Source organism: Haloarcula sp. CBA1129 (genome assembly GCF_008729015.1).
Lineage (GTDB): Archaea > Halobacteriota > Halobacteria > Halobacteriales > Haloarculaceae > Haloarcula.
Genome location: NZ_RKSM01000001.1, coordinates 1,175,376 through 1,198,320 on the forward strand (window position 1 = coordinate 1,175,376; position 22,945 = coordinate 1,198,320).

A 22,945-nucleotide genomic window follows, 5' to 3' on the forward strand; every position below is an offset into this window, starting at 1 on the left:
CATCCTTGCGTGGCTGAATATTGCCAGAATACGCAGAATATGGTGTGTTCAACCGTGCTCGCGTCTATTATCTCGCCGTCCGCCCGGGACGGGTCCTCGAGTATGTGGTAAGTCAGTACGAATAGTAGATCATTTCATCTCGTAGCCCATCTTCCGGAACTCGGTCTCAACGGTGCGGTCAGGCTCTCCGGCTCCGAGAAGCGCTGCCTCAAGCACGTCTACCTTGTAGACCGACTCAGTCTCGAAGACATCGCCCATTCGATCGACCAGCTCGTCGACGTGGTCTTGGGCAACATCGCGGAGGAAGATGTTCCCGTGGTCGCGGTCATTTTGGACACCACCGCGGCGGTACTTGTACGGAAGATCGCTGGTCGTATCCAGCGATTCCGTTGCTGTCGACTTGCCCGACGGTTCACTGTCGGTCTGGTCGGCCTCCTGAGTCGCTCCGTCATGGATGCGCTCACGATTGGCATTCTCGGTGGACCTCGTCAGTATCCACATCGACCGGGCTCCCGAGTTCGTCTCTGATGCGGGCGACATAGTCGACGAACTCGTGGGCTGTTCGCTCGCGCGGCCGCTCTATGTCGATAGAGATAGTCGACTGTACGGTTCCGGGGTCGGCGTCCATCACGACGACCCGGTCGGCCAGCGTCACCGCCTCGTCGATGTCGTGCGTGACGAACACGACCGTCTGTTCGGTCTGGGCCCAGATATCCAGTAGTTCGGCGTGCAAGCGGTCGCGGGTCCGTGCGTCCACGCTCCCGAACGGCTCGTCCATCAGGAGAATCTCCGGGTCAGGTGCGAGTGCGCGAGCGATGCCGACACGCTGTTTCATGCCGCCGGACAGCGCCTTCGGATACGCATCCTCAAACTCTTCGAGTCCGACGAGGTCGACCAGCTCCCGAACTCGCGCCTCGCAGTCCGCGCACTCACACGCGGGCCGGTCGAGTCCGAACCGGACGTTCCCGCGGACGGTTCGCCACGGAAACAGGGCGTACTCCTGGAAGACCATGCCCCGGTCGAGACCCGGTTCGGTGACCGGTTCTTCGCCGACAAGGACCGACCCACTGTCCGGGTCGTCGAGTCCCGCAATCGCTCGCAACAGCGTAGTCTTTCCACAGCCGGACGGTCCGACGACACAGCAGAACTCGCCCTCCGACACTGAGAACGAGACGTCATCGAGTGCTTGCGTCGACTCGTACGCCTTGCTGACGTTCCGAACAGTAATCTTCTCGCTGGGCGCCTCCTCGGGCTCCGTAGATGATTGCTCACTCATCGCCACGCGAGCACCCGCCGCTCGACGAGTCGAAAACCAACGTCCATACAGAGGAACGCGAGGCTGATCACAAACATATACGCGACACTTGTTGCCATCGCGAGGTTGTTCGAGGCGTTGATGATCTCGTAGCCGACGCCGGGGGCGCCGAACAGCTCAGCGCCCACGACGATCATCCAGCACCGGCCGATGCTCGTTCGGAATCCCGTCAACACTTGGGGCGCGGCGCTGGGAAGCGCGACGAGTTTCAGCATTGAGAAACTGCGTTCCACACCGAGCGTCGACGCGGCGTCGGTCAGGTCGCTCGAAACCCCTTCCACACCACCGTAGGCGCCGTAGAAGTTGATCCAGAACGCGCCGACGAAGACGATGAACGCCGCGCCGGTGTGATGGATGCCGAACCAGACGATGGCGAAGACGACCCACGCGAGCGGCGGAACCGGCCGCAGTATCCGGGCGAGTGGCCGCAACCAGTCGTCAAGTGCACCGTTCCAGCCCATCGAAAGGCCGAGACTGATGCCACAGAGAGCGCCGAGGAGGAGCCCCGGCACGTAGTGGAACAGCGTCTGTGCGAGGTGTGCGAAGCCAGTCGGGAGTACAAGACTTGCCCCCAAGATGGGGACGACAATCGCAGTCGAAGTTGTGAACAGGTCGACGAAGGCATATGCCGACTCGAGGGGCCCCGGGACCAGATACGTGGGCTGGGTCGTCACTGCGCCGACCCACCACACGATGAGGAACGCAAGGAGTCCGCCCAGGCCGCGCAGATACCGCTGCAGGTCTCCCCCGAAGCTGCCGGCAAAGATGGTGTCGGACCGGGTGTTAGTACGCGTGCTCATTTCTGGCTGGCGTCGTAAGATTCGAACGCGAACAGGGTCTCGGTCGCAATCGGTTCCTCGATGTTGCCGGCGTTCGAGGCGAACTCGCCCATCGTCGCGGCCTGTTTGCTGACCGCGTGCGGGTTCGAGATGAACTCGGACGCCTTCGAGTCCATGGCAGCCGTCGCGAGGTCCTCGCTCACACCGGATCCGATTACGGACGCGGCGTGGGCTGCGGCTGTATCCGGCGAGGATTCGATGAACTCGGTCGCGGCTACGTGTTGTTCGACCAGTGCTTGTGTGACCTCACTGTCGTCGAGCACCTGCTGGTTCGCGAACAGCACCGTCACCGGGTGGTTCTCCAAGATGCTCCCGGACCAAGCGAGTTCGCTGAAGCCGTCCTCTCGGTCGATGATGGTTGCGAACGGTTCCTGGATGATCGTCGCGTCGATGTCACCGGCCCGGATCGTCTGGACCGCCTTCGCCGGCGGGACCTTTGACTTGTTGACGACTGACTCCATCTTACCGACTGCGAGATCATCCTGAAGCCAGTACCGGAGGACGATATCAGGAACACTTCCGTCCGGTGGGGCACCGATCTGGACCTTCCGACCATGCTCTTGTTCGAAGTGCTCGAACGCGGCCGCCCCCTCCTGTTCGTAGAGATCGGCGAGTTCGGTCGTCCCCACGATCTTGAAACCATTTCTCGAGTTTGCTGCGAGGATACCGGCGTCGGTGCCTTTGTCCACGAGGAGCATCGCAGGCGAGATTCCAAAGAGTGCAACGTCGACGTCCCCGTTCGCGAACGCCTTGACGACGCTGGGTCCGGAACTGAACCGATCTATTGTGACATCTGCTGGAACGTCCTCGTAGTAGCCCTCTTGTTCCATCACGTAATGTTGCATATTCGGATAAATTGGGACGTAGGCGATCGTGACGGAATCGAGCGGGTCACTTCCGCGACCGAGACAGCCAGCGATTCCCACCGCAGCAACGGTGGTTGTGCTCGCCTTCTGGAGCAGCTTTCGGCGTGAGGTGTGAGTCATCTGTATTATTAACTGGCGAACTAATTCTAATAACACCTGTGATTTCTATGCTGTATGTTAATATGATATGGAGTTTATGAATGCAGATGTTCCTAGAGTTAGCCTGAATGCAGCGAGGAGAGGAAACAGAATTTGGCAAACGGGCCGACGTCGTTCACAGGCAGGAAAGATTGCGAGTAAAATGAATGTAGGTCAAAATCTCATGACGGGTTTAGTCGGGTCGATGAGAACAGAAGTTACACACCGGTTCTATCCTCCGAGGTTGTGTCATCCGAACAGTGCCCAGAGATATAGCGATAATTGGTTTATACAGTATTCAGCTTGAGTCCTCTATCGGTGGCAAGATGCTGGGTATCTCCCGGAAGACCCGTTCATTGATGACCTATAAGATAGTTCTCTGCTGATGACGTCTGCGATAATCCCTGTCATTCGTCGTCGCTACAGTAGCCTCGGCGATTCGATCAAGTTCACTGGGTGCGTTCCGCCGATAGTTTTCCTTACTCTCTCGCGACCTTTCTTGTCTCGGTACCAATTATTGGTTCTGAAAAGATAATAAACTGTATATAGCTAATCACCGGCGAAAATCTATCTCATCGAAAATAACCCTATCAGACACCATAAGGCTGGATGTCCGCATCACGCAACTGTGACAAGTATCTGTAACAGATGTCTGTAACTGATAGCTGTAATATGTCAAGTCACGATTCTTTAGTGCCATTCCACACAAAATTTAATAGTAAAGACCTCTAGTATATGTTTGAGATGGATATCTGTGCCAGTTATCTGTATTAGGTGTCTGTAACAAATGTCTGTACAATATTTCACACTCACAAATATTCTCCAGACAGCCATACGGGTGTTAGGTATGGGCGGTCAGCAATCTGTTGCCAAAATCTGTATTATTTATCTGTAATAGATATCTGTAACGCTTATCCGTATTATGCGCCTGTAACAAGCACCTGTGTAATATTTTTGCAGTTAGCAAATCCTCTCCAGACATAATAACAGGTGATCTGAGAGGGCAGACCGCAATCTGTACCCATTAGCTGTACTGGACTTCTGTAATGGATATCTGTAACAAAAGCAGGGAACGGAATTCAATGGTGAAGTACCTCGGGGGCAAGCCCCGAGGCACTCGCCTTGCCTATCTGTAGATCAAGCTAGTGCTGATATGGCACACGTTACAGATGTGTGTTACAGATACTCGTCTGTAATGTCTGACACAGATTTATGCATAATGCCATCTATACATTGACCGTATGATAACGGCCGTAGTCTACTCAGAGTCAGGCGGGACGTATAAGACAACGATGACGGCCAACCTCGCTGTCGCGTTGGAACGAATGGGCGCACGCACACTAGTGATCGATCTTGACCCACAGGAAGGGAATCTAACGAGTCTGTTCGACGTTGGTGCAAATCGAAGCGACCCCGACGCAGACAATCTCGTCAAGCATATTCTCGATATGCCAGATGGTGAGTTCGATGACCTGATCGAGACAACGGACGAGGGCGTCGACATCATCCCGAGTCACGATATGCTCGGGGACTTCACCTCCAACCTAGAGCAGAAAATCTCCTACGAGACGGGGATGAAAAACATGAACCGAGACGAGTACCCTCGGTTCGAACTCTTGTATGACCTGCTCTGGAACGAACACGAACTCAACCAACGGTACGATGCGATTCTCGTTGACCCAAACGCACGCGCTGAGGATTTGCTCTATAATGCGATTTACGCGCTCCGGACGCTGATCGCCCCTGTCAAACCGGCTGGAAAGGGGAATCTCAGCCTCGATGGTTTAGAAGAGCTTGTCGGGAACATGGAGACTCAGTTGGATATCGAAATCGGCCTCTCTTGTGTCGTTCCGTCCGGCGTCGGCCAGACCAACGCACACCAGCAGTACCAGCAACAGTTCGACGATACGGACGCATTTTCGACGCCTGTTACTATCGGCAATCGAGAGAGCCTCATGGACGCGATGTGGGAAGCACGAGGGTCCGCATTCAAGGTCGTTGAAGAGCGCTGGAAAACGTTCAAGCGTGATGATGAGATGGTCAGTGAACCAGGCCAGCGGCGTCTCCGTGATAGAGAAATAGAAACGCTTGAAAAGTTGTTCGAGTTGGCACATTTCGTCGCAACGGAAACGTTTGACGCTGACGTGGACTCGGTTCTGGAACTCGAAGTCCAAGATAACAGCAATAGACGCCTCGAGCTAACTGACGAGGAGCAAACGGAGGCAACCCCATGAATAACTTCAAGTCCGGTTCCGGAAATCTGGATTTCGGTGCTGAGAGCGAGGAAGAAGACTCACAAGAATCTGAGGAGGTTGTGGATGAAAGTGAGTCTCGAACAGCTGAATCATCTTCAGAGCAAGTACAGTCCTCAGGTGCGACCAGCTCCCAGACCCTAGGAACCGCGGGTAGCCCTGACAGAGATACGAAACAAGAATCGAGCGACACGGCTGAGTACCCATACTTCGTCAGGCGGAACAACGTCGGCGATGAGCGAGACACCCGCTTAGAGATTCATGTTCGAGATACCGTAGCGGAGCAAGAAGGCCGCTTCCGGTCTGTGCTGGCCGATGAATTGGATGTTAGTGAAGTCTCGAAGACTGACGCTCGGGAATTCGCGCTCCTTGCTGCATATGAGCACCCCGAGAAGGTGGCCGAATTGATGGAAGACGAAGGATTCGGCGTTATCTGATTGAGACACGGCGGTCGGCTTGGCTAAACAACCCCCAGTTAGTATATTAGTGGACGATTCTATCTGAGTATCCTATTCTTTTAATACAGTTGCTGTTCGCGCTCTTCGCGTTCGTCTTCGCGTTGCTGTTCGGATTTCTCGGCGCGTCTGCCGCGCCGATACTCGACGAGACCGGGAATGATCTTGTTCTTCAGGTCGAAGACGAACGACGCGATGCCGTACGCCCAAAAGAAAAACAGGAATAGCATCCCGCTCCAGTAAACCGTTGCCACCAAGTACGTGCTCATGTCGATTTTCCTTAGTCGTCGGATTCGGCTTCACTGCCCGCGACACTCCCACTAGTCCCGGCAGGGTCGAGTTTGTGAACGAGTGCGTCTCCCGTAGCCGTATCGAATAGATGGACGTTCCGCCGGTCGATGACGACCCCGATCTCGTCGTCTTCTTCGAGGTCCGAGTCGGGATCGATGCTCATCAGCAACTGGTCGTTCGTCGCCAGCTCCTGAGACATCGACGTTTCGCCCTCGCCGAGCAGTAGGTAGGCGAATATCTCGTCGCCCATCGGTTCGAGAATATCGGTCGTCGCCGTAATCATTCCCGAGGGGTCGGGCACCTCCGACTTGAGTTCACCCGGGTAGATGTCCTCGGGGCGAATGCCGAGTGTCACGCTGTCACCCACTCCGACGCCCTCGATTGACGACGGATTGAACTCAAGATCGAAGTTCGGGGTTTCCAGCGCGTTCTCGGTGACGGTGCCTTCGACGAAGTTCATCGACGGCGAGCCGATGAACCCGGCGACAAAGAGGTTGTCCGGCTCGTTGTAGCAGGTCAGCGGCGGGTCGATCTGCTGGAGCTGGCCCGAGTCGAGGACGGCGATACGGTCAGACAGCGTCATCGCTTCTTCCTGATCGTGGGTCACGTAGATGATAGTCGTGTCCAGTTCCTTGTGGAGTCGCTGAAGCTCCGTCCGCATGTGGACCTTGAGCTTCGCGTCAAGGTTCGCCAGTGGCTCGTCCATCAGGAACACATCGGGCTCACGCACGATGGCGCGGGCGATAGCGACGCGTTGACGCTGTCCACCGGACATCTCTTCGGGCATCCGGTTGAGCATCCCCTCTAGCTGGACGATATCCGCGGCCCGCTCGACGCGGCGGTCTATCTCGTCCTGTGGGTAGTCCCGTAGCCGCAGCCCGAAGGAGATGTTGTCGTACACGTCCATGTGCGGGAACAGCGCGATGTTCTGGAACACCATCGCAATGCCGCGGTCTTTCGGCGGGAGGTTCGTCACCTCGCGGTCGCCGATGTAGATCTCGCCCTCCGTTGGAATGGTGAGGCCGGCGATGGTCTCCATCGTCGTCGACTTGCCACAGCCCGAGGGGCCGACGAAGCAGATGAACTCGCCGTGATCGATATCAAGGTTCATGTCGTCGACCGCGGTGACCACATCACCTTGGTCGTCGTAGCGTTTCGTCACGTGTTCGAGTCGTACTCTTGCCATTGTGTTACTCCTTGAGTGCGCCTGAGGTCAGTCCGCTGACGATGCGTTCCTGTGCGACGATCACGAGGATGACGACGGGGAGGACCCCGACGATGCTCGCGGCCGCCATGAGGTTGAACTGCGTCGTGTACTGGGTCTGGTAGCTGAGAATGCCGCCGACGATGGGTGACCATTTGGCCGCCTCCGGCGAGGTCGCCATGATCGAACTGAAGAAGTACTCGTTGTAGACGGCGATAAACGTCAGCACGGCCGCGGTCGCCACGCCCGGCGCAGACAGCGGCATGATGACCCGGAACAGCGCGCCCAGCCGTGTCGTTCCCTCGACCCGTGCGGCGTCCTCCAGTCCGTCCGGAATCTGGCCGTAGAACGTCGTCAGGATGAAGATCGACAGCGGCATGAACAGCGCACTGAACGGCAGCACCATCGAGCCGGGCGTGTTCAGCATCCGCGGTGGGGTAAACAGCGGAATGGACGTAAACGGTATCGTGATCGGGGCGTTGCCGGCAAAGGCCTGAAACAGCGGGATGACGAACGCGGCCGGCGGGAAGTAGCTGATCGCCAGAATCCCGAGCATCAGCAGTGCACGGCCGGGGAACCGAAGTCGGCCGAACACGTAACCGGCGAGGCTGGCGACGAACAGGACGATGACCGTCGTCGTGACCGCCAGCGCGAAACTGTTCAGCATGTACAGGTGGAACGGTACCTGTTCGAAGACCGTGACGAACGCGCCCGGATTGAAGCCCTTCGGAACCGGCAGCGGGAACGTTCCACTAACACCGAAGAGATTCACAGTCGGGAGAAAACTACCCGAAAGCAGGTTCCCTTCGGGGGTCACCGCCAGCACGATGAGCCAGTAGAAGGGGAACAGTGTCGTCACCAAGAAAAACACCATCGCCGCGTAGAACAGCGCCCGGTACACCTTGTCCGGGTTCTGGATGGCGCTCTGGGTCCAGCGCTGTAGCGGGCCGTCGCTCGACTGCTCCTGAGTATCGGTTGGCGTAGCCATGTTAGATCGCGTCCTCCCCTTGCCAGACGATGAGTCCCATCACGACCGTCCCGATGATAGCGGCCGTCACAAACGCGATAGCCGCAGACGTTCCCTCGCGGGTAGTGAACGTGGCGACGACCATGCACGACAGCGACGGCACGACGGTACAGCTCGACACCGTATCGATGATACCGTACACCCGCATCGCCTGCACCGACCGAAACAGCACGGCAACGCCGATAGTCGGGAGGATGAGCGGGAACGTGATGAGCTTGAACTGTTGCCACTTCGTCGCGCCGGCGACCTTCGCCACGTCGTACAGGCCCCGGTCGATACTCTGGAGGCCGGCAAGGATGAGCAGGGCCATGAACGCCGATGTCTTCCAGATGTCGGCGACGATGATAATGAACGTCGCACTCGCCGTGTCGTTCAGCGTGTTCGTCGGCGCGAGCAGTCCGAGGTCAGCCAGCGGTGGCGTCAGGAACCCGACGTTCGAGTTGAACATCAGGAAGAAGATCATCCCCTGAATGACGATGGGGACGGCCCACGGGATGATGATGGCCGCGCGAATCCACCGCCGACCGTAGAAGTCCTGATCGAGGATGAGCGCCTGTCCGAGGCCGATGAGCGTCTCGAACAGCACGCTCACAACAGCGAAGATTATTGTGACGATCAGTGCGCTGTTCAGCAGTGCACTTATCCCAAATCCTTCGGGAAGGAACGTTGTTCCGCCCGGAAGGTACCGGTTCTTTTCGCCGGTGAACAGCTCGACGTAGTTCCCAGCGCCGACGAAGCTAGTGCTCGAAAAGTCCGCCGAAAGCGCGAACAGCGACAGCTCGAAGGTCCGCAACAGCGGGTACAGTGCAACGATACCCAAAAGCACGAACACGGGAACCAACAGCAGATACGCGTACTGCGTGTCGCTGAGGTTCTCCATCCAACGCATCACGCTGACGAGTGCCCCCGAGCGTCTGGATTCACGGCCGGTTTCTGTACTCATTCAGTTACCTCCGTCCGTCGTTTGAATGTGTCATGGTAAATAATCACAGGGGTAGTTTTTGTAATGCAGTCCTGTGGCGTCAGGTCTGCTCGGTCTCTTCCAGCGCGGACTCAAGCGTCGCCATCGCATCGGCCGAGGAGGCTTCCTGCCCGACCGCGCGGTTCGCCTGCTGTGCGATTTTGCTGGACTGGTCGCTCCAGACAGCCGTCACCGGGCGCGGCATCGTGTTGTTACCGGCGACCTGCAGCGTGTCCATGTACCGGCCAACGACGGGCACGTCTTGGGCCTCGCTGGAGTTGAACAGTTCAGGCCGCGGCGGCAGCCATCCTTGGACGGACAGCAGCGTGAGCTGGAAGTCCGGCTGCATCGCGGCACGAATGACCTGTGTCACGGCGTCTAGCTGCTCGCTGTTGGGGTTGACCGTCATGTGCCAGCCACCGAGAGCGGCCGTAGAGCCTCCCGTGCCGGGCTGTGCGGCCTCGCTCTCGGGGACGGCGTACGGAATCGGCATCGCGCCGAGGTTCTCGCCGAGTGCCGGGTCGTCGGTTTCCTCCGGATTCCGGCCGCCAAGCGCCAGCGAGTAGGGCCAGTTCCGGTGGAAGACGGCGTTGCCGTTGACGAACGGCGCGCGGGCGTCCTCCTCTTTCCAGCCGAGGATTTCGGTCGGGGTGAAGCCGCCGCCGTAGCCCTCGAACTGGCCGCCGAAGTCCTCGTCGTGAACGAACTTCCGCATCATGTTCAACGCGTTGTGGACCTCGGAGTTGTTGACCGTGATCGGCCGCTCGCCGATCGGCCCGAAGAGGTTGTCGCGGCCGCCGAAGTACGCGCCGCCCCACGAAGACATGACTTCGTTGAGCGTACAGCAGGAGGTCCCCTCGTAGATGTCCCACTGTGTCGTGAATCCGAAATCGACATCAGCGTTGTCGTAGGTGTCTGCGGCGATGTTCGACCACTCCTCCCACGTCATCGGCTCGGTCGCCCAGTTGTTCTGTTCGGGGTTGTAGCCGGCTTCTTCGACGAGGTCCTTGCGGTACTGCATCGTCGGGAAGTCCGGGAACACCGGGACGCCGTACAGGTTCCCGTTGCCCGGGTTCCGGGCCGTGTCGGTAAAGGCCGAGAAGTAGTTGTCCGACACGTCCGAGAGGAGTTCCTCGGGCAGCGTTTCAGAGAGGTTCTGGAGCTGTCCCCGCTGGATGAAAATGTTCGTCCAGCCGTTGTCCATCAGGAACATATCCGGGTTCGTCTCGCCGGCCGAGAGCAGTCGGTTGTAGTTCGACCGAGCCGCACCGGTATCCTGATCACGCGGGACAAACTCGATTTCGATGGAGTCCGGCAGGCCGTTGTCGTGCAGTGCCTGCTTGATTGCGTCGCCGTTGTTCTGGACGGCCACCGGGTCGAAACCCCACTGGACCGTCGTCGTCTCACCGCTGCTACCGTCGCCAGTCGAGCCACCGTCACTCCCGTCACCGCTACCGCCGTCGCCACCACCACCAACGAAGTCCGCACAGCCCGCCAGTCCACTGACGACACCTGCTGCTCCGGCGGCACGGACAAACCGTCGCCGGGAGACGCCTGTTGAGTTCCGCTCGCCGCTTGTGCCATTGTCCGACATGTCTATTCTGAGCTATCCCGGACACACCTTAAAGGTTGTCCATAATTAACCACAGGTGTTGTTAATTATCGACCGCGGGCCGACAATAGTGATATATTATTGACTGTTCAGGACTGTATAAATCTTTCAGTATATATACGCAGGGATAGGTCAAACAGTTGTTTGCCACACGGAGGCGCTCAAACGCGCAAACAGAGTGAAAGTTTATTCTTGCTGAAAAAGGGGCGGCTGCGTCACTCGTATTGGACGTTCGTAATCGTAATCTCAGTGGCTTCGATTTCCTCGATGACGGCCCCCCAGCCGCCAATTTCGTACGTCCCGTCGTCGGTGACTATTGTGGCGCTGATTCGGCCCGCCAGTTGTGCTAGCGGGACCGGGTCCGTCCGCCCGATGCTACTGCCGGTGTAGTCGACGGCGGTGATGCGCCCGGTCAGTTCAACCGACTCCTTCGTTTCCGTATCGTATCCCCTGACGACGGCTTCGATGGTCGCCTCCTCGTTCAACAGCGGTTCGATATCGCGGACGGCGTGGCGGAGGTCGACGTACGTCGTCGGGGTTTCCGGCGTCCGTTCGGTGTACAGCGTGTCCCAGATCTCCCAGAGACAGGTCAGGAAGAACCAGTGGAAGACGTAGGTGTGGGTCCGGTCCTTGACGAGTACGCCGTACTCGTTGACGGAGTCGTGGTGGGGCGCAAAACACGTCCAAGTTCGGTCGACCAGCACAAAAAACGGGGCCGGAATGTCACGGTTCCGGGCCTCAGTGCAGGTCCCTTCGATGTCAGCCATCGGCGGTACATCTTCGTCAGGGCCCGTGCAGATGCTGAGTTTGATGTCCACGCCGCGGTCGTGAGCGGCAATGAGTTCCTCGCGTACGGCGTAGAACTGCTCCGGGTCCACACCGACTTGGATCTGGTTTTCGGCCGCTTCGATGAGTTCCCGGGCCCGGCTGACGACCGTTTCGAACCGTTTGACGATACTGACCTCGTGGTCGGAGATTTCGGGCTGGTTCCAGCGTTCCTCGATAGTTTCGGCCGCATCGAGGTACTTGCTCGACCGGGACCGCAGGTCCTCAAGCACTACATCTGGGTTGCGGGCGCGGGCGGTCAGGCTGTCCTGCTGAAACGTCTCGATATATCCTTTCGTCTCTAAGTCCCGGAGCACGTCGTAGATCCGCGGGTCCGGAACGTCACAGGAGTCGGCGATGTCGGTCGCCGATGCGGTCCCCAACCCCAGCAACGCCACGTAGGCCTCCGCCTGATACGGGGAGAGACCGGCATCTTCGAGGACATCGGTTAGTTCGCTGTCGTCCATGTGTGTACAGGGAAACTGAGTACGCAGTTAACGTGCATGGTTATCTATCGAGGTCCACAGTCAGTCCTTGCCTTCCACCGGCCACTGTGGCTGTTTCGGGGCCTCGATCCGGGCGCACTCCTCGTCGGTCAGGTCGATGTCGAGCGCCCCGACGTTCTCTTCCAGATGAGCCATCGTCCGTGGGCCGATGATTGGTGAGTCCACGACCTCCTGATGGCAGAGCCACGCCAAGCTGACCTGTGCCGGCGTCGCCCCCTTCGCATCGGCAATCGCTCGTACCTCGTCGAGAACCGCCCAGTTCTCGTCGCTGAACCGGTTTGCCGTGTACTCGTCCGTACTCGCCCGCCCCTCGGAGAGGTCGTCGTCGCGCTCGTACTTCCCGGCCAAGAAGCCGCCAGCCAAGGGCGACCACGGGATGACGCCGACCCCTTCCATCTCACACACTGGCAGGAGGTTCGCCTCCTCGTGGCGGTCGACGGCGTTGTACTCCGGCTGCATCGAGACGAACCGTTCGTGCCCCTCGAGGTCAGCCGTGTACAGTGCCTTCTGGAACTGCCAGTTCGCCATCGTACTCGCACCGATGTACCTGACCAGCCCCTCGTCGACGAGATACGTCAGCGCGTCCAGCGTCTCTTCGATGGGCGTGTCGTCGTCCCACCGGTGGATCTGGTAGAGGTCGAGATAGTCGACGCCGAGCCGGTCCAGCGTGGCGTGGCACTGATCGATGATGTGTTTCTTCGAGAGCCCGCCCCCGTTCGGGCCGTCGTGCATATCGAAGTACACCTTCGAAGCCAGAACCAGTTCACCGCGGCGGGCAGAGTCGATGGCACTACCCAGAATCCGCTCGCTCTCGCCGTTCGAGTACGCGTTAGCCGTATCGAAGAAGTTGATACCCAAGTCGAGTGCCCGTTCGAGAATCCGACGGCTCTCGGCCTCGTCGTTTAGCATCCAAGGCTCCGCGCTCCCGAAGTTCATCGTTCCGAGACAGAGTTCGGACACGTCGAGGCCTGTCGACCCGAGCGTCGTGTACGTTACCGGCGAATCACTCATGCTATTTAGTACCACAGCTGTTGTTAAAGAATTTTGGGACTGCGTACCGTTGTCCGAGCATGAGCAGGGAGTCCGCACTGCAGGAAGTCGATCCAATGGAACTGCTTGAGAGTCTCAGTGACGAGCCTCACACCGGAGAGAACAGATGCTGGCCGTGTACAGTGCTGAATCTGGGGCTAGTTGGGCTCGGTGCCTTCTTCTTGCGTGCACGCGGGCGCTCGCTTGCGAGCCTTCTGATCGCCGTTGTCGGTGTTGCGGTGGTCTATCTCCGAGGGTATCTGGTTCCGTACACACCCAAATTTGCCCCGCGGCTGGTGGCGGCATCACCGGTTCCGAACGGGTGGTTCCATGGGGAGCAATCACACAAAGACACAGTCCGGGAAGACGCGACTCGCCGGGAGAGCGAATCGCTGGCCGACGACGTGGGGATAGACGGCGACACCGTCTTCCGAGAGCTATCGGCGGCTGGCGTCATCGAAGTCGAGGGCGAGCAACTGTTTCTCGCGGCGGCCGTCGACACGGCGTGGCACGAGCGAATGGACGAACTGGCCGACTACTCGCTCGATACCCTCGCAGCGACACTACAGGCGTCACTCCCGCGGATCGACTATGCAGAACCGTACGCCGACGACGCGGACTGGGTTGCTCTCGGCTCCGACAACAAGCAGCTCCTTCCCCGTCCGGTTGTCGTTTCCGAGCTCGCGGCGTACGAGGTCCTCGGTGAGCGTCTCGACGACGAGCGGCTCAGAGTCGCTGGCGCGGAAGCCCTCCGGATGTTTCTCGACAGGTGCCCGGTCTGTGGCTCCGAGCTAGTCGAGTCGTCGTCGGTATCGTGTTGTGGCGGCCATCTGGGTCCGCGCCAGAACCCTGACGAGACGCTCGTCTGTCCGACCTGCGAGCAGCGACTCTACACCTTTGAAGTGAGCGACAACTGAAACGGGTGATACGGAGCAGTCAAACCGGTTCCCCGTCCGGTATTCGAGGCGATAACCGGATTCGAAGCGAGACGATAGACGGCGAATGGCGGGAGAGTCCCGCCTGACCGCTGGTGCATGCGGTCCCGTGTCCAACCATGCTGGGGTGACGGTTGATTCGGCCGGGTCGAAGTGGCAGGGAGCATCGGTGACCCAACGGTGGTCCCACCGGGTCCCGGACAGCAGGGGGATGAACCCAGCCGTTAGAATGGTACAACTGGTGTTGTAAATAGATTTTGGTGGGTGTAGAACACTGCCTATTAAATCCTCGCACACGGAGATGGTAGTATGAAGAATATCGACGACCTCGTCGACAGCGCATCCGATCTGGCACAGCGTGGCCTCTCTAAGGGCGAGATCGCTGACGAGCTCAACGTCTCCCGCGAGACGGCGAGTTGGCTTGTCGAACGTAGCGGCACCGGCACGGAACCGGACACGAGCGACGACGGCGGTCCCCACGACATCCACGTCGACTGGTCCGCTGTCGGTCGGGACAGCAACCGGCTGTATCATACGGGAGCGGCGATGGCGGACCTGCTCTCGAAGAAAGGCGACGACGTGGACCTGACCATCGGCATCGAGAAGGCCGGCGCGCCGCTTGCAACGACCGTTGCGCGGGAACTGGAAACCGACCTCGGGACGTACGCCCCGACCAAACATCAGTGGGACGACGACGAAAGCGAGACCACTGACGGTTCGTTCTCCCGGAACTTCGCGCAGATCCGGGACCGTGACTGCTACGTCGTCGACGACACTATCACGAGCGGCAAGACGATGGGCGAAACCATCGACGCGATCCACGAACAGGGCGGCAACCCCGTGGCCTGCGTCGTGCTGGCGGACAAACGTGGTGTCGGCGATATCCGTGGTGTCCCGGTGTACTCCCTGCTACAGGTCATCCGGGTCGGCAGCGACGGGGACTCGTAACGGCCCTGCCCGACTGTTCCGAGCACGCGTTTCGCCGGGTGGGCACCGATCAGGTGGCCGCGCGAGAGACTATCCTTTTATTCGTGCCGTGCGTAATTCGCGGTATGACTGTACTATCGTTCGACGAACAGGGCGTCGACGTCGTCTACGAGGGGACGGAGTTCCGCCTCGAAAAGGCCCTCATCGAGGACGCTATCCAGAAGTCGTATCCGAATGTGACCGACCACGAGGTGCTGCAGATGGTTGAGCCGGAACCCGCGCTGTCGGGAGAGCCCCAGCGTATCGCCGAAATCGTGAGCTGAAGCGGAAGTAGTTCCTTTCAGGGCGATAAATCCGTCGTGGGCAAGAAATCCGACAGAGAACCCAGATGCCGTTTCTGGGCGTTTATGTCGGCGAATATGCGCTAATTAAGCATCCGAGCAGTAGGCATTTAAGCCGTCAGCGCACACTGAGAGATAATGTCAGACCCACGTATCGCCGGGGCCGGCGTGACACATTTCGGGAAACACCCCGAGCGAACCGGCCGCGACCTGTTCGCTGAGGCCGGGCTGAAAGCGCTGGCTAGCGCTGGAATCGACCCGGACGACGCTGAAGCACTTTACTACGGCAATTTCATGGGAGAGCTCGCGGAACATCAGGGCCATCAGGGCCCGCTGATGGCCGAGGCCATCGGGCTGGACGTGCCGGCGACCCGCGTCGAAGCGGCCTGTGCATCTGCCGGCACAGCCGTTCGTGAAGCCGTCAAAACGATTCGGAACGGCGAAGCCGAGGTCGTCGTCGTCGGCGGTGCGGAACGAATGACCAACATCGGGACGGCGGCGGCGACGGACGCGCTCGCTATCGCCGCTGACGACCTCTACGAGGTCCGCGCCGGAATGACCTTCCCCGGGGCGTACGCCTTGATGGCCCGGTCGTATTTCGACCAGTACGGCGGCTCCCACGAGGACCTCGCCCATATCGCCGTCAAGAACCACGAACACGCGCTGGTCAACGAACACGCCCAGATTCAAAAGGAGATCACGGTCGAGGACGCGATAGAGGCCCCGACGATTGCGGACCCGCTGGGCCTGTATGACTCCTGTCCGATCACCGATGGAGCCGCGGCTGCTGTTCTGACGACGGAGTCCTACGCCGAGGAACACGATCTAGACGCATCGGTCGCTATCACTGGGACCGGCCAAGGTGGCGACAATCTCGCACTGCAAGACCGCCCACATCTGGCACAGACGCCAGCCGCCGACAAGGCCGCCGAAGAGGCCTACGGGGACGCCGGCGTCGGTCCCGACGACGTCGACTTCGCCGAGGTCCACGACTGTTTCACTATCGCCGAAGTGTTCGCAATCGAATCGCTTGGCTTCTACGAGCGCGGCGAGGGCATCGCCGCCGCGCGCAACGGCGAGACGACCCGCGACGGCAACCTCCCGGTTAACCTCTCGGGCGGGCTGAAAGCCAAAGGTCACCCGGTCGGTGCGACCGGCGTCGCCCAGCTGGCAACGGTCGCCTGGCTTCTGGACGGGTCGCATCCGCGGGCCGATGCTGTCCCGGACAGCACCGTCGGCGTCGCACACAACGCGGGCGGGACAGTCGCGTCTACGACTGTCCACGTGATGGAGGTGAAGAATGACTGAATCCGCACAGGACGGCGAGTACGACGCGTGGCTCGACAGCATCGAATCTGACGAGGGCTACTTCCTCGAATGTTCGAACGGCCACGGCTGGCTCCCGCCCCGGCGGGTGTGTCCACGCTGTCACGATCAGGACCTCTCGCAGATCGACCTGCCAGAGTCCGGCGAAATCGCGAGCCACACGACGATTACGGTCCCGACGCCGCAGTTCGAGGACGACGCGCCCTACGTCACCGCTATCGTCGACTTCGGACCGGTGTCGGTTACGGGGCTCGTCCGTGACGTGGACCCGGATGACGTTGCCATCGGCGACGTGGTCGGTATCGACGTCGGCGAGCGCGTGACAACCGGCGAGAGAGCCGTCGTGTTCCGACCGCGCTAACGCTCAGTTCTCGACTGTTACCGAGGTCACTCTGTCACGGACCACGTCGATGAACTCACCGGGGTGTTCGACGTGGGGCAGGAGCAGTGAGTCACCGAACACGACGAGCATCGCGTCCGCTCGCTCGGCTAGTTCGCGGCCCTTCGACAGCGGCGTGATGTCGGCGTCCTCACCCCACACCAGCGTCACAGGGACGTCGAGGCTAGCCAGTGTTTCGCCGAGGTCGTCCTCGGGGTCGAGGAAGCCGGAGACGAACGACGCCGGCGCGAAACGCGCGCCGGGCTGGTGGCCGCTCTGCCACTCGTAATCGACGATCTCCTCGGTGAGATTGCCCATGTCGTAGTAGCCGTGGTCATCGTGGAAGTGGCGGATGGAGGCTTTCGAGACGGTGAGGTTGTAGATGGCCTCGCCGACGACGGGCGCGCGGAGCAGTGAGCGGAGCCAGACCGTTCGATTACCCATCGAACTGTCCGTCGGGCAGATGAGGACGAGTTCTTCAACGTCGACCTCCTGTGCCGCGTTGGCGGCGTAGGCCCCAGTTAACGACGACGCGACGACTGTCGCATCGGTCGTGACGTCCTCGATGAAGTCACGGACGAACGCCGTGTACAGCGACGCCGAGTACAGCAGCGGCGGCCGGTCCGTGTGCCCGAAGCCCGGCAGGTCCGGCGCGATGACGTGGTAGTCCTCGGCCAACGTGTCGAACACCGTGTGGAACTCGTGACTGCTGGCAGCGGCGTTGATGCCGTGGAACAGCACGAGGTCCGGGTCCGAGGGGTCGCCGGCCTCAGTGTACGCGATATCGAACCCTCGCCAGCGGTACGTCCCCTGTTCTCCGTCGAGTATCGGCTCGAACGCGCCGGCCCGTGACTGCAGTACGCGGTTGGCAGCTGCTGTCGCGCCGACCGCACCAACGACCGCACCGAGCGCCTTGCGGAGTTTCATACTGTTGTCTTGGGGCCCGGAGTATGTTATACATGCTGGAAGATTGTTAGATGGCTGTCGCTATCGACCCGGCAGACGTAGTTCCGCGGACGCGACAGTTCCGAACTCAGCTCTCGTCACGCTGCTCGTCGACACACTCACGGAGCGGCGTGAGGACTTCATCGACGACAGTGTACGGGTCGGTGTGGCGCTCGATGACGGCGTCGACGTACTGTTCGATGCCGCCGCGGCGGTCGAGTTCGTCGACCAGTAGCTCGTTGGCGTCTTCCCGGAGGAGGGTTCGAATCTCGGCGGCGAATCGCTCCCGTGCCTGCCCCTCTCGGCGGCCAGTCCGGTCCAGATATTCCCCGTGGTCGGCTAAAACGTCGAGGAAGTCTTCGACGCCCTCGCCCCGGTTGGCGACCGTCTCCACGATTGGCGGGTCCCACGTCTCCGGCTCGTCGTCCCCGTCATCGGAATCGCCGGCGTGCGCGTCACCGTGGTCGCCGCCGAGCTCGGTCGCGCCGTGATGCCCGGAGTCCGGTCGCCCACTCCGCCCCTGTAGCATCTCCCGGAGCTGCTGGACCGTCCGGTCGGCTCCATCAAGGTCGGCTTTGTTGACCACGAACACGTCCCCGATTTCGAGGATGCCGGCTTTGAGCATCTGCACGTCGTCACCGCTACCCGGCGGGACGAGTACGGCGACGGTGTCGGCAGTCCGGACGATATCCACCTCGTTTTGGCCCGCGCCGACTGTCTCGACGATGATCTTGTCCTTGCCGAAGGCGTCCAGTGCGGTCACGGCGTCGGTCGTCGCCGTCGACAGCCCGCCCAGCGAGCCACGGGCGGACATCGACCGGAAGAACATGTCCATGTCGCCCGCGTTCGACGCCATCCGTATCCGGTCGCCGAGCACCGCACCGCCCGAAAACGGCGAAGACGGGTCGATAGCGATGACGCCGACGGTCAGGCCCTGCTCTCGGTAGGTCGCCGCTACCTTGTCGACCAGCGTGGACTTCCCTGCGCCGGGACTCCCGGTAACGCCGATAACGTCGGCCGTCCCGGTGTGCTGGTGGAGGTCGGAGATCACCTCGCGATACCCCGGCGAGCGGTTCTCTATCTGTGTGATGACTCTGGCGAGGGCGCTGTGCTTGCCCGCGAGCAGGTCAGCGACGAGATCGCTCATCGCTCAGGTGCGTTCTCGTGGATGTAGTCGATCATCTCCTCCATCGACGCGCCCGGGCCGAATATCTCGTCGACGCCCTGTCCGCGGAGTTCGTCCTGATCGTCGTCCGGGACGATACCACCGACGAGGATGAGCCGGTCGTCGAACGCGTCGTACTCCTTTAGCCCGTCGAGGATCTTCGGGACGAGCGTGTTGTGTGCCCCTGAGAGGATGGAGATACCGACGACATCCACGTCCTCCTGCACGGCGGCCTGCACGACTTCGTCGGGCGCTCGATGGAGCCCTGAGTAAATCACTTCAAAGCCGGCGTCACGGAGCGCCCGTGCGATAACGTGTGCGCCCCGGTCGTGACCGTCGAGTCCAACTTTCGCCACCAGACACCTGATGGTCCGTTCCGTCTGCTCCTGCTCGACACTCATGCCACTACGTACCGCGCGGTGTGTTTTCATTCTTGCCCTATTCATCATGACCTATGTCGATTACGAGCGACCCTCGGGAAGCGGTGGTTGTCAGTACTCATTTCACCCCGCCGCTGAGAAGCAAGGGTCCCGACCGTTGGATTTTCCATCGGCTGTAACTCACAGCGGTCGGTTTAGTGTGAGCTGCGGGGCCAGACGCAGGGTGTCAGATCCAGTAGTACTGTTCCAGAGAACGACAATTACAAGTTCGCTGCTAGCGGCGTTTCCACCAGTGCGAACAGTCGCCGTCATCCCCGCGTACAACGAGTCGAGCACCATCGGATCGGTGGTCGACGGGACGAGCCGCTATGTCGACGAAGTCGTCGTCGTCGATGACGGGTCGTCGGACGATACCGCGGCTATTGCCCGGGAGCACGGCGCACACGTTGTTACACACGTCTTTAACACCGGTGTCGGCGGGGCCGTCAGGACGGGCTACCAGTACGCCATCCGCCACGACTACGACTTCGTCGTGCAGGTCGACGCCGACGGCCAGCACGACCCGGAGAAAATTCCGACGCTGCTCGACCACGCCGAGGACGCGGACATGGTCATCGGCAGTCGCTACCTGAACGAGAGTATCGACGACTACCCGCTCATCAGGCGACTCGGCATCACCTTCTTCACCACCGTCGTGCGCAAACTCGGCGGTATCGATATCACCGACGTGACCAGCGGCTTCCGCGTCTACCGCGTGTCGGCGCTGCAGGACATCCTCCACCGCTCGGACAATCACTGGGCGGTCGAACAGACGCTCGATGCGGCCCAGCGCGGCCAGCGCATCGAAGAGGTATCAGTAGAGATGCCGATCCGGGACGAGGGCGAGTCGCAATTCAGCCTCGACACGCTCGTACTGTACCCGCTACGCATGACTGACACGGTGTTTCGCGTCCTCCTCTTTCGCTAATCATGGTCTTTGGATTCGACTACTCGCTGGTGAATCTCCTGTCGCTGGCTGTTGGGCTGGCCTTCCTCGCGAACGGCTACATCATCGTCAAAAGCGAACGCGAATCGCTGGAGTTGTTCGTGATGTCGCTGCTGCTCGGCATGGGGCTCATCGTCGTCGCCATCGTCCCCAACGTGTTCGAACTCGTGGCACGGCTGTTGGGCTTAGAATGGAAGGCCCGGGCCATCCTCGTCATTTCGAACCTGACGCTGTTCGTGGCGGTGACGTACCTGCTCAACCGCATCGGCCACATGTACGACCGGCTGTCGCGGCTGAACGAAGAGCTGAGCCTCCTCCGGAGCGAACTGGAGGAACACCAGCTACAGACCGAGGACCAGCAGGATGAGTAATCGCGCAGTGCTGTCGATAGATTTCGAGCTGTTCACCCAGACGCCGGCCTACCGGAGCGCGTCGGGGACGACCGACCGCGACGGCGTCGGCCTCGACGGCGGCCGATTTTTCAGGGAAATACTCGCGGAGTACGACGCCACGGCGACTGCGTTCGTCGTGTCGGCGGTCGCCGAGTCTCATCCCGACGCTGTGCGGGCACTCGCCGATTCGGGACTGGAAATAGCCTCCCACACCCACACGCATCAGTTGCTCTCGGACCTCGACAGGGACGGGCGACGAGGAGAACTGACCCAGTCGAAGGACGTGCTGGAGCGGGTCACCGGCGAACGCGTGGCCGGGTTTCGCGCGCCCGCCTTCGACATCACCGACGACCACTTCGACCTGCTTGCCGATATCGGGTACACGTACGACTCCAGCGTGGTCTCCAGCCGGTCGATTCCGGGGTGGTACGGCGGCGAGTACGACATCCATGAACCGGTTCCGGCGTCAACGGTGCACCCGAACGCGCCGGACACGATTACTGAGTTCCCGGCGAGCGTCATGCCCGGCCTGCAACTGCCCCTCACCGGGACTTGGCTCCGGTTTTTCGGCCCGCGGTACACAATTTTGGGCATGAAATTGCTGGCCCGCCGGGGTATCACGCCGATGCTGTACGTCCACCCGTGGGAACTAGTCGACCTGCCAGCCGTCGAGGGGGTGCCGACGCGGGTGTACGTCAGGACCGGCGACTGGATGCGCCGGGCCGTCGAGCGGATTCTCCAGCAGGACTTCGAGTTCACGACCGCGCAGGCGGTGCTTGAGGACGGCGAAACAGCCGCGACACAGCTACGCAGGGGCGAGACGGCGTGACGAACCGCGTCCGTGACCTTGCCATCACGGTCGCCCAGTACGCTCTCGCCGTCGCGGCGGTGGCGTGGCTGCTCACGCAGTTCGATGTCAGGAGAGCAGTCGACCTGCTCGCCGGCGTCGACATCGAGACGGCGCTTGCAATCATTGCCGTGAGCACTCTCGGCATCTCTGGCCGGGTGTACTCGTGGTACGCGGTCATCACCCCGCTTGGACCCGTCCGGTTCCGGACCGCCGCTGGGACGACGCTCATCGTGAACTTCGTCAATCAGCTGCTCCCCTCTCGACTCTCCGGGCGGCTGGCCGCACCGTTCGTTCTCCGGAGCCAGACCGGGATGGCCTACAGCGACGCCGCGGCCGCATCGGCACTACACACCAGTATCTTCGCACTCTACTACGGCGTCGCAGCCACAGCAGGTCTGCTTCTCGCTATTCCGCTCCTCCGAATCGAACTCCTCGTGCTGCTGGCGCTCGCGACGAGCCTGTACTTCGCGGCCGGCCTCGCCATCCTACTCGGGGGCCTCAATCTCTCCTATCTGGACAGCCTCATCGGCTGGCTATCCGGGCTTGCAGCCCGGGTTCCACGCATCGGCGAGGGACTCGCGACGCGTCTCGACGGCCTGCTCGAATTTACCGACAGTTCGACCACGACGTTTCGAACGCTCGTGAGCGAGCCGGCAGTGTGGCTCCGCTACGCGGTCGGTTGGACCGTCGACCTCGTCCTCGCACCCGGCGTCCGCGTCGGCCTGTTGCTGGGGAGTTTCGGCGTGGCGTTCGAGCCACTGGTCGCGTTGCCGCTGTATCTCCTCGTTGCGTACACGGTGACGCTCCTCCCGCTGACGCCCGGTGGCATCGGTGTCACCGAGGCGACGGCGACGGCGGTGTTCGTCGCGCTGGGCATCCCGGCTGCGGTCATCATCCCCATCATCTTCGTCGACCGGTTCCTCGGCATCTACCTGCCGTCGCTTGCAGGCTGGTATCCCTCGGTGCGGCTCGACCTCTCATCGTTGACGGCGGAGTAGCC

25 protein-coding genes are annotated in these 22,945 nt (G+C 60.6%); 11 read left to right on the forward strand and 14 right to left on the reverse strand.

Annotated elements, in window-relative coordinates; all coding sequences use genetic code 11:
* Positions 1-129: 129 nt before the first annotated feature.
* The 4 genes from Har1129_RS05885 to Har1129_RS05900 are packed head-to-tail and all read right to left on the reverse strand — an operon-like array spanning position 130 to position 3,140.
* The gene (locus Har1129_RS05885) at positions 130-501 is read right to left on the reverse strand and encodes a hypothetical protein (protein WP_191906242.1); all 372 of its coding nucleotides are present in this window, start codon (positions 499-501) and stop codon (positions 130-132) included.
* Positions 461-1,282 carry an ABC transporter ATP-binding protein gene (locus Har1129_RS05890; RefSeq protein WP_151099813.1) on the reverse strand — a complete coding sequence of 274 codons (822 nt, stop codon included), beginning with the start codon at positions 1,280-1,282 and terminating at the stop codon, positions 461-463. Before Har1129_RS05890 ends, Har1129_RS05885 begins: the two co-directional genes overlap by 41 nt.
* A complete protein-coding gene (locus Har1129_RS05895) occupies positions 1,273-2,115 on the reverse strand; it encodes an ABC transporter permease (RefSeq protein WP_151099814.1) in 843 nt (280 codons plus the stop codon). Before Har1129_RS05895 ends, Har1129_RS05890 begins: the two co-directional genes overlap by 10 nt.
* Positions 2,112-3,140 (reverse strand): ABC transporter substrate-binding protein, encoded by a 1,029-nt coding sequence (locus Har1129_RS05900; protein WP_151099815.1) that lies wholly within the window; start codon positions 3,138-3,140, stop codon positions 2,112-2,114. The genes Har1129_RS05895 and Har1129_RS05900 overlap by 4 nt, the downstream gene beginning before the upstream one ends.
* A 1,259-nt stretch (positions 3,141-4,399) precedes the next feature.
* Here Har1129_RS05900 and Har1129_RS05905 point away from each other — a divergent pair.
* Complete coding sequence (locus Har1129_RS05905; RefSeq protein ID WP_151099816.1) at positions 4,400-5,392, forward strand: ParA family protein; 993 nt, start codon at positions 4,400-4,402, stop codon at positions 5,390-5,392.
* On the forward strand, positions 5,389-5,847 hold the full coding sequence (locus Har1129_RS05910; RefSeq protein ID WP_151099817.1) for an acyl-CoA dehydrogenase: 459 nt from the start codon (positions 5,389-5,391) through the stop codon (positions 5,845-5,847). The genes Har1129_RS05905 and Har1129_RS05910 overlap by 4 nt, the downstream gene beginning before the upstream one ends.
* Positions 5,848-5,927: 80 nt before the next feature.
* Here Har1129_RS05910 and Har1129_RS05915 read toward each other — a convergent pair whose 3' ends face one another.
* From Har1129_RS05915 to Har1129_RS05945, 7 genes are all read right to left on the reverse strand, one after another.
* A complete protein-coding gene (locus Har1129_RS05915) occupies positions 5,928-6,134 on the reverse strand; it encodes a hypothetical protein (protein ID WP_151099818.1) in 207 nt (68 codons plus the stop codon).
* A gap of 11 nt (positions 6,135-6,145) precedes the next feature.
* The gene (locus Har1129_RS05920) at positions 6,146-7,342 is read right to left on the reverse strand and encodes an ABC transporter ATP-binding protein (RefSeq protein WP_151099819.1); all 1,197 of its coding nucleotides are present in this window, start codon (positions 7,340-7,342) and stop codon (positions 6,146-6,148) included.
* 4 nt (positions 7,343-7,346) lie between these two features.
* Entirely contained in the window at positions 7,347-8,348 is a 1,002-nt protein-coding gene (locus tag Har1129_RS05925; RefSeq protein ID WP_004592693.1) for a carbohydrate ABC transporter permease, read from the reverse strand.
* Position 8,349: 1 nt separating this feature from the next.
* A complete protein-coding gene (locus tag Har1129_RS05930) occupies positions 8,350-9,330 on the reverse strand; it encodes a carbohydrate ABC transporter permease (RefSeq protein WP_151099820.1) in 981 nt (326 codons plus the stop codon).
* Between the two features lie 79 nt (positions 9,331-9,409).
* Entirely contained in the window at positions 9,410-10,942 is a 1,533-nt protein-coding gene (locus Har1129_RS05935) for a substrate-binding domain-containing protein (protein WP_151099821.1), read from the reverse strand.
* 233 nt (positions 10,943-11,175) lie between these two features.
* Positions 11,176-12,252 (reverse strand): TrmB family transcriptional regulator, encoded by a 1,077-nt coding sequence (locus Har1129_RS05940; RefSeq protein ID WP_151099822.1) that lies wholly within the window; start codon positions 12,250-12,252, stop codon positions 11,176-11,178.
* A gap of 60 nt (positions 12,253-12,312) precedes the next feature.
* Complete coding sequence (locus tag Har1129_RS05945; protein ID WP_151099823.1) at positions 12,313-13,302, reverse strand: aldo/keto reductase; 990 nt, start codon at positions 13,300-13,302, stop codon at positions 12,313-12,315.
* Positions 13,303-13,361: 59 nt separating this feature from the next.
* Here Har1129_RS05945 and Har1129_RS05950 point away from each other — a divergent pair, with 59 nt between their 5' ends.
* The 5 genes from Har1129_RS05950 to Har1129_RS05970 all read left to right on the forward strand — a co-directional run bounded on the left by Har1129_RS05950 (position 13,362) and on the right by Har1129_RS05970 (position 17,210).
* Positions 13,362-14,237, forward strand: coding sequence for a hypothetical protein (locus Har1129_RS05950; RefSeq protein WP_151099824.1), 876 nt, complete (start codon positions 13,362-13,364; stop codon positions 14,235-14,237).
* Between the two features lie 327 nt (positions 14,238-14,564).
* The gene (gfcR, locus tag Har1129_RS05955; RefSeq protein ID WP_151099825.1) at positions 14,565-15,203 is read left to right on the forward strand and encodes a transcriptional regulator GfcR; all 639 of its coding nucleotides are present in this window, start codon (positions 14,565-14,567) and stop codon (positions 15,201-15,203) included.
* Positions 15,204-15,307: 104 nt separating this feature from the next.
* Complete coding sequence (locus tag Har1129_RS05960; protein ID WP_151099826.1) at positions 15,308-15,505, forward strand: DUF5800 family protein; 198 nt, start codon at positions 15,308-15,310, stop codon at positions 15,503-15,505.
* A 156-nt stretch (positions 15,506-15,661) separates the two neighbouring features.
* Complete coding sequence (locus Har1129_RS05965; RefSeq protein WP_151099827.1) at positions 15,662-16,831, forward strand: thiolase domain-containing protein; 1,170 nt, start codon at positions 15,662-15,664, stop codon at positions 16,829-16,831.
* Positions 16,824-17,210 carry a Zn-ribbon domain-containing OB-fold protein gene (locus Har1129_RS05970; protein WP_151099828.1) on the forward strand — a complete coding sequence of 129 codons (387 nt, stop codon included), beginning with the start codon at positions 16,824-16,826 and terminating at the stop codon, positions 17,208-17,210. The genes Har1129_RS05965 and Har1129_RS05970 overlap by 8 nt, the downstream gene beginning before the upstream one ends.
* 3 nt (positions 17,211-17,213) lie before the next feature.
* Here Har1129_RS05970 and Har1129_RS05975 read toward each other — a convergent pair whose 3' ends face one another.
* The 3 genes from Har1129_RS05975 to Har1129_RS05985 all read right to left on the reverse strand — a co-directional run bounded on the left by Har1129_RS05975 (position 17,214) and on the right by Har1129_RS05985 (position 19,739).
* On the reverse strand, positions 17,214-18,155 hold the full coding sequence (locus tag Har1129_RS05975; RefSeq protein WP_151099829.1) for an alpha/beta fold hydrolase: 942 nt from the start codon (positions 18,153-18,155) through the stop codon (positions 17,214-17,216).
* Positions 18,156-18,261: 106 nt separating this feature from the next.
* A complete protein-coding gene (gene meaB / locus Har1129_RS05980) occupies positions 18,262-19,320 on the reverse strand; it encodes a methylmalonyl Co-A mutase-associated GTPase MeaB (protein ID WP_151099830.1) in 1,059 nt (352 codons plus the stop codon).
* On the reverse strand, positions 19,317-19,739 hold the full coding sequence (locus Har1129_RS05985) for a cobalamin B12-binding domain-containing protein (RefSeq protein WP_004518035.1): 423 nt from the start codon (positions 19,737-19,739) through the stop codon (positions 19,317-19,319). Before Har1129_RS05985 ends, meaB begins: the two co-directional genes overlap by 4 nt.
* A 271-nt stretch (positions 19,740-20,010) precedes the next feature.
* Between Har1129_RS05985 and Har1129_RS05990 the strand changes: the two genes are divergently transcribed.
* Genes Har1129_RS05990 through Har1129_RS06005 form a run of 4 tightly spaced genes read left to right on the forward strand, consistent with a single transcriptional unit; the run spans position 20,011 to position 22,943 of the window.
* A complete protein-coding gene (locus Har1129_RS05990) occupies positions 20,011-20,685 on the forward strand; it encodes a glycosyltransferase family 2 protein (RefSeq protein ID WP_151099831.1) in 675 nt (224 codons plus the stop codon).
* A 2-nt stretch (positions 20,686-20,687) separates the two neighbouring features.
* Positions 20,688-21,074 carry a DUF2304 domain-containing protein gene (locus Har1129_RS05995; protein WP_151099832.1) on the forward strand — a complete coding sequence of 129 codons (387 nt, stop codon included), beginning with the start codon at positions 20,688-20,690 and terminating at the stop codon, positions 21,072-21,074.
* The gene (locus Har1129_RS06000) at positions 21,067-21,924 is read left to right on the forward strand and encodes a polysaccharide deacetylase family protein (RefSeq protein ID WP_151099833.1); all 858 of its coding nucleotides are present in this window, start codon (positions 21,067-21,069) and stop codon (positions 21,922-21,924) included. The genes Har1129_RS05995 and Har1129_RS06000 overlap by 8 nt, the downstream gene beginning before the upstream one ends.
* Positions 21,921-22,943, forward strand: coding sequence for a lysylphosphatidylglycerol synthase transmembrane domain-containing protein (locus tag Har1129_RS06005; RefSeq protein ID WP_151099834.1), 1,023 nt, complete (start codon positions 21,921-21,923; stop codon positions 22,941-22,943). The genes Har1129_RS06000 and Har1129_RS06005 overlap by 4 nt, the downstream gene beginning before the upstream one ends.
* Positions 22,944-22,945 lie beyond the last annotated feature (2 nt).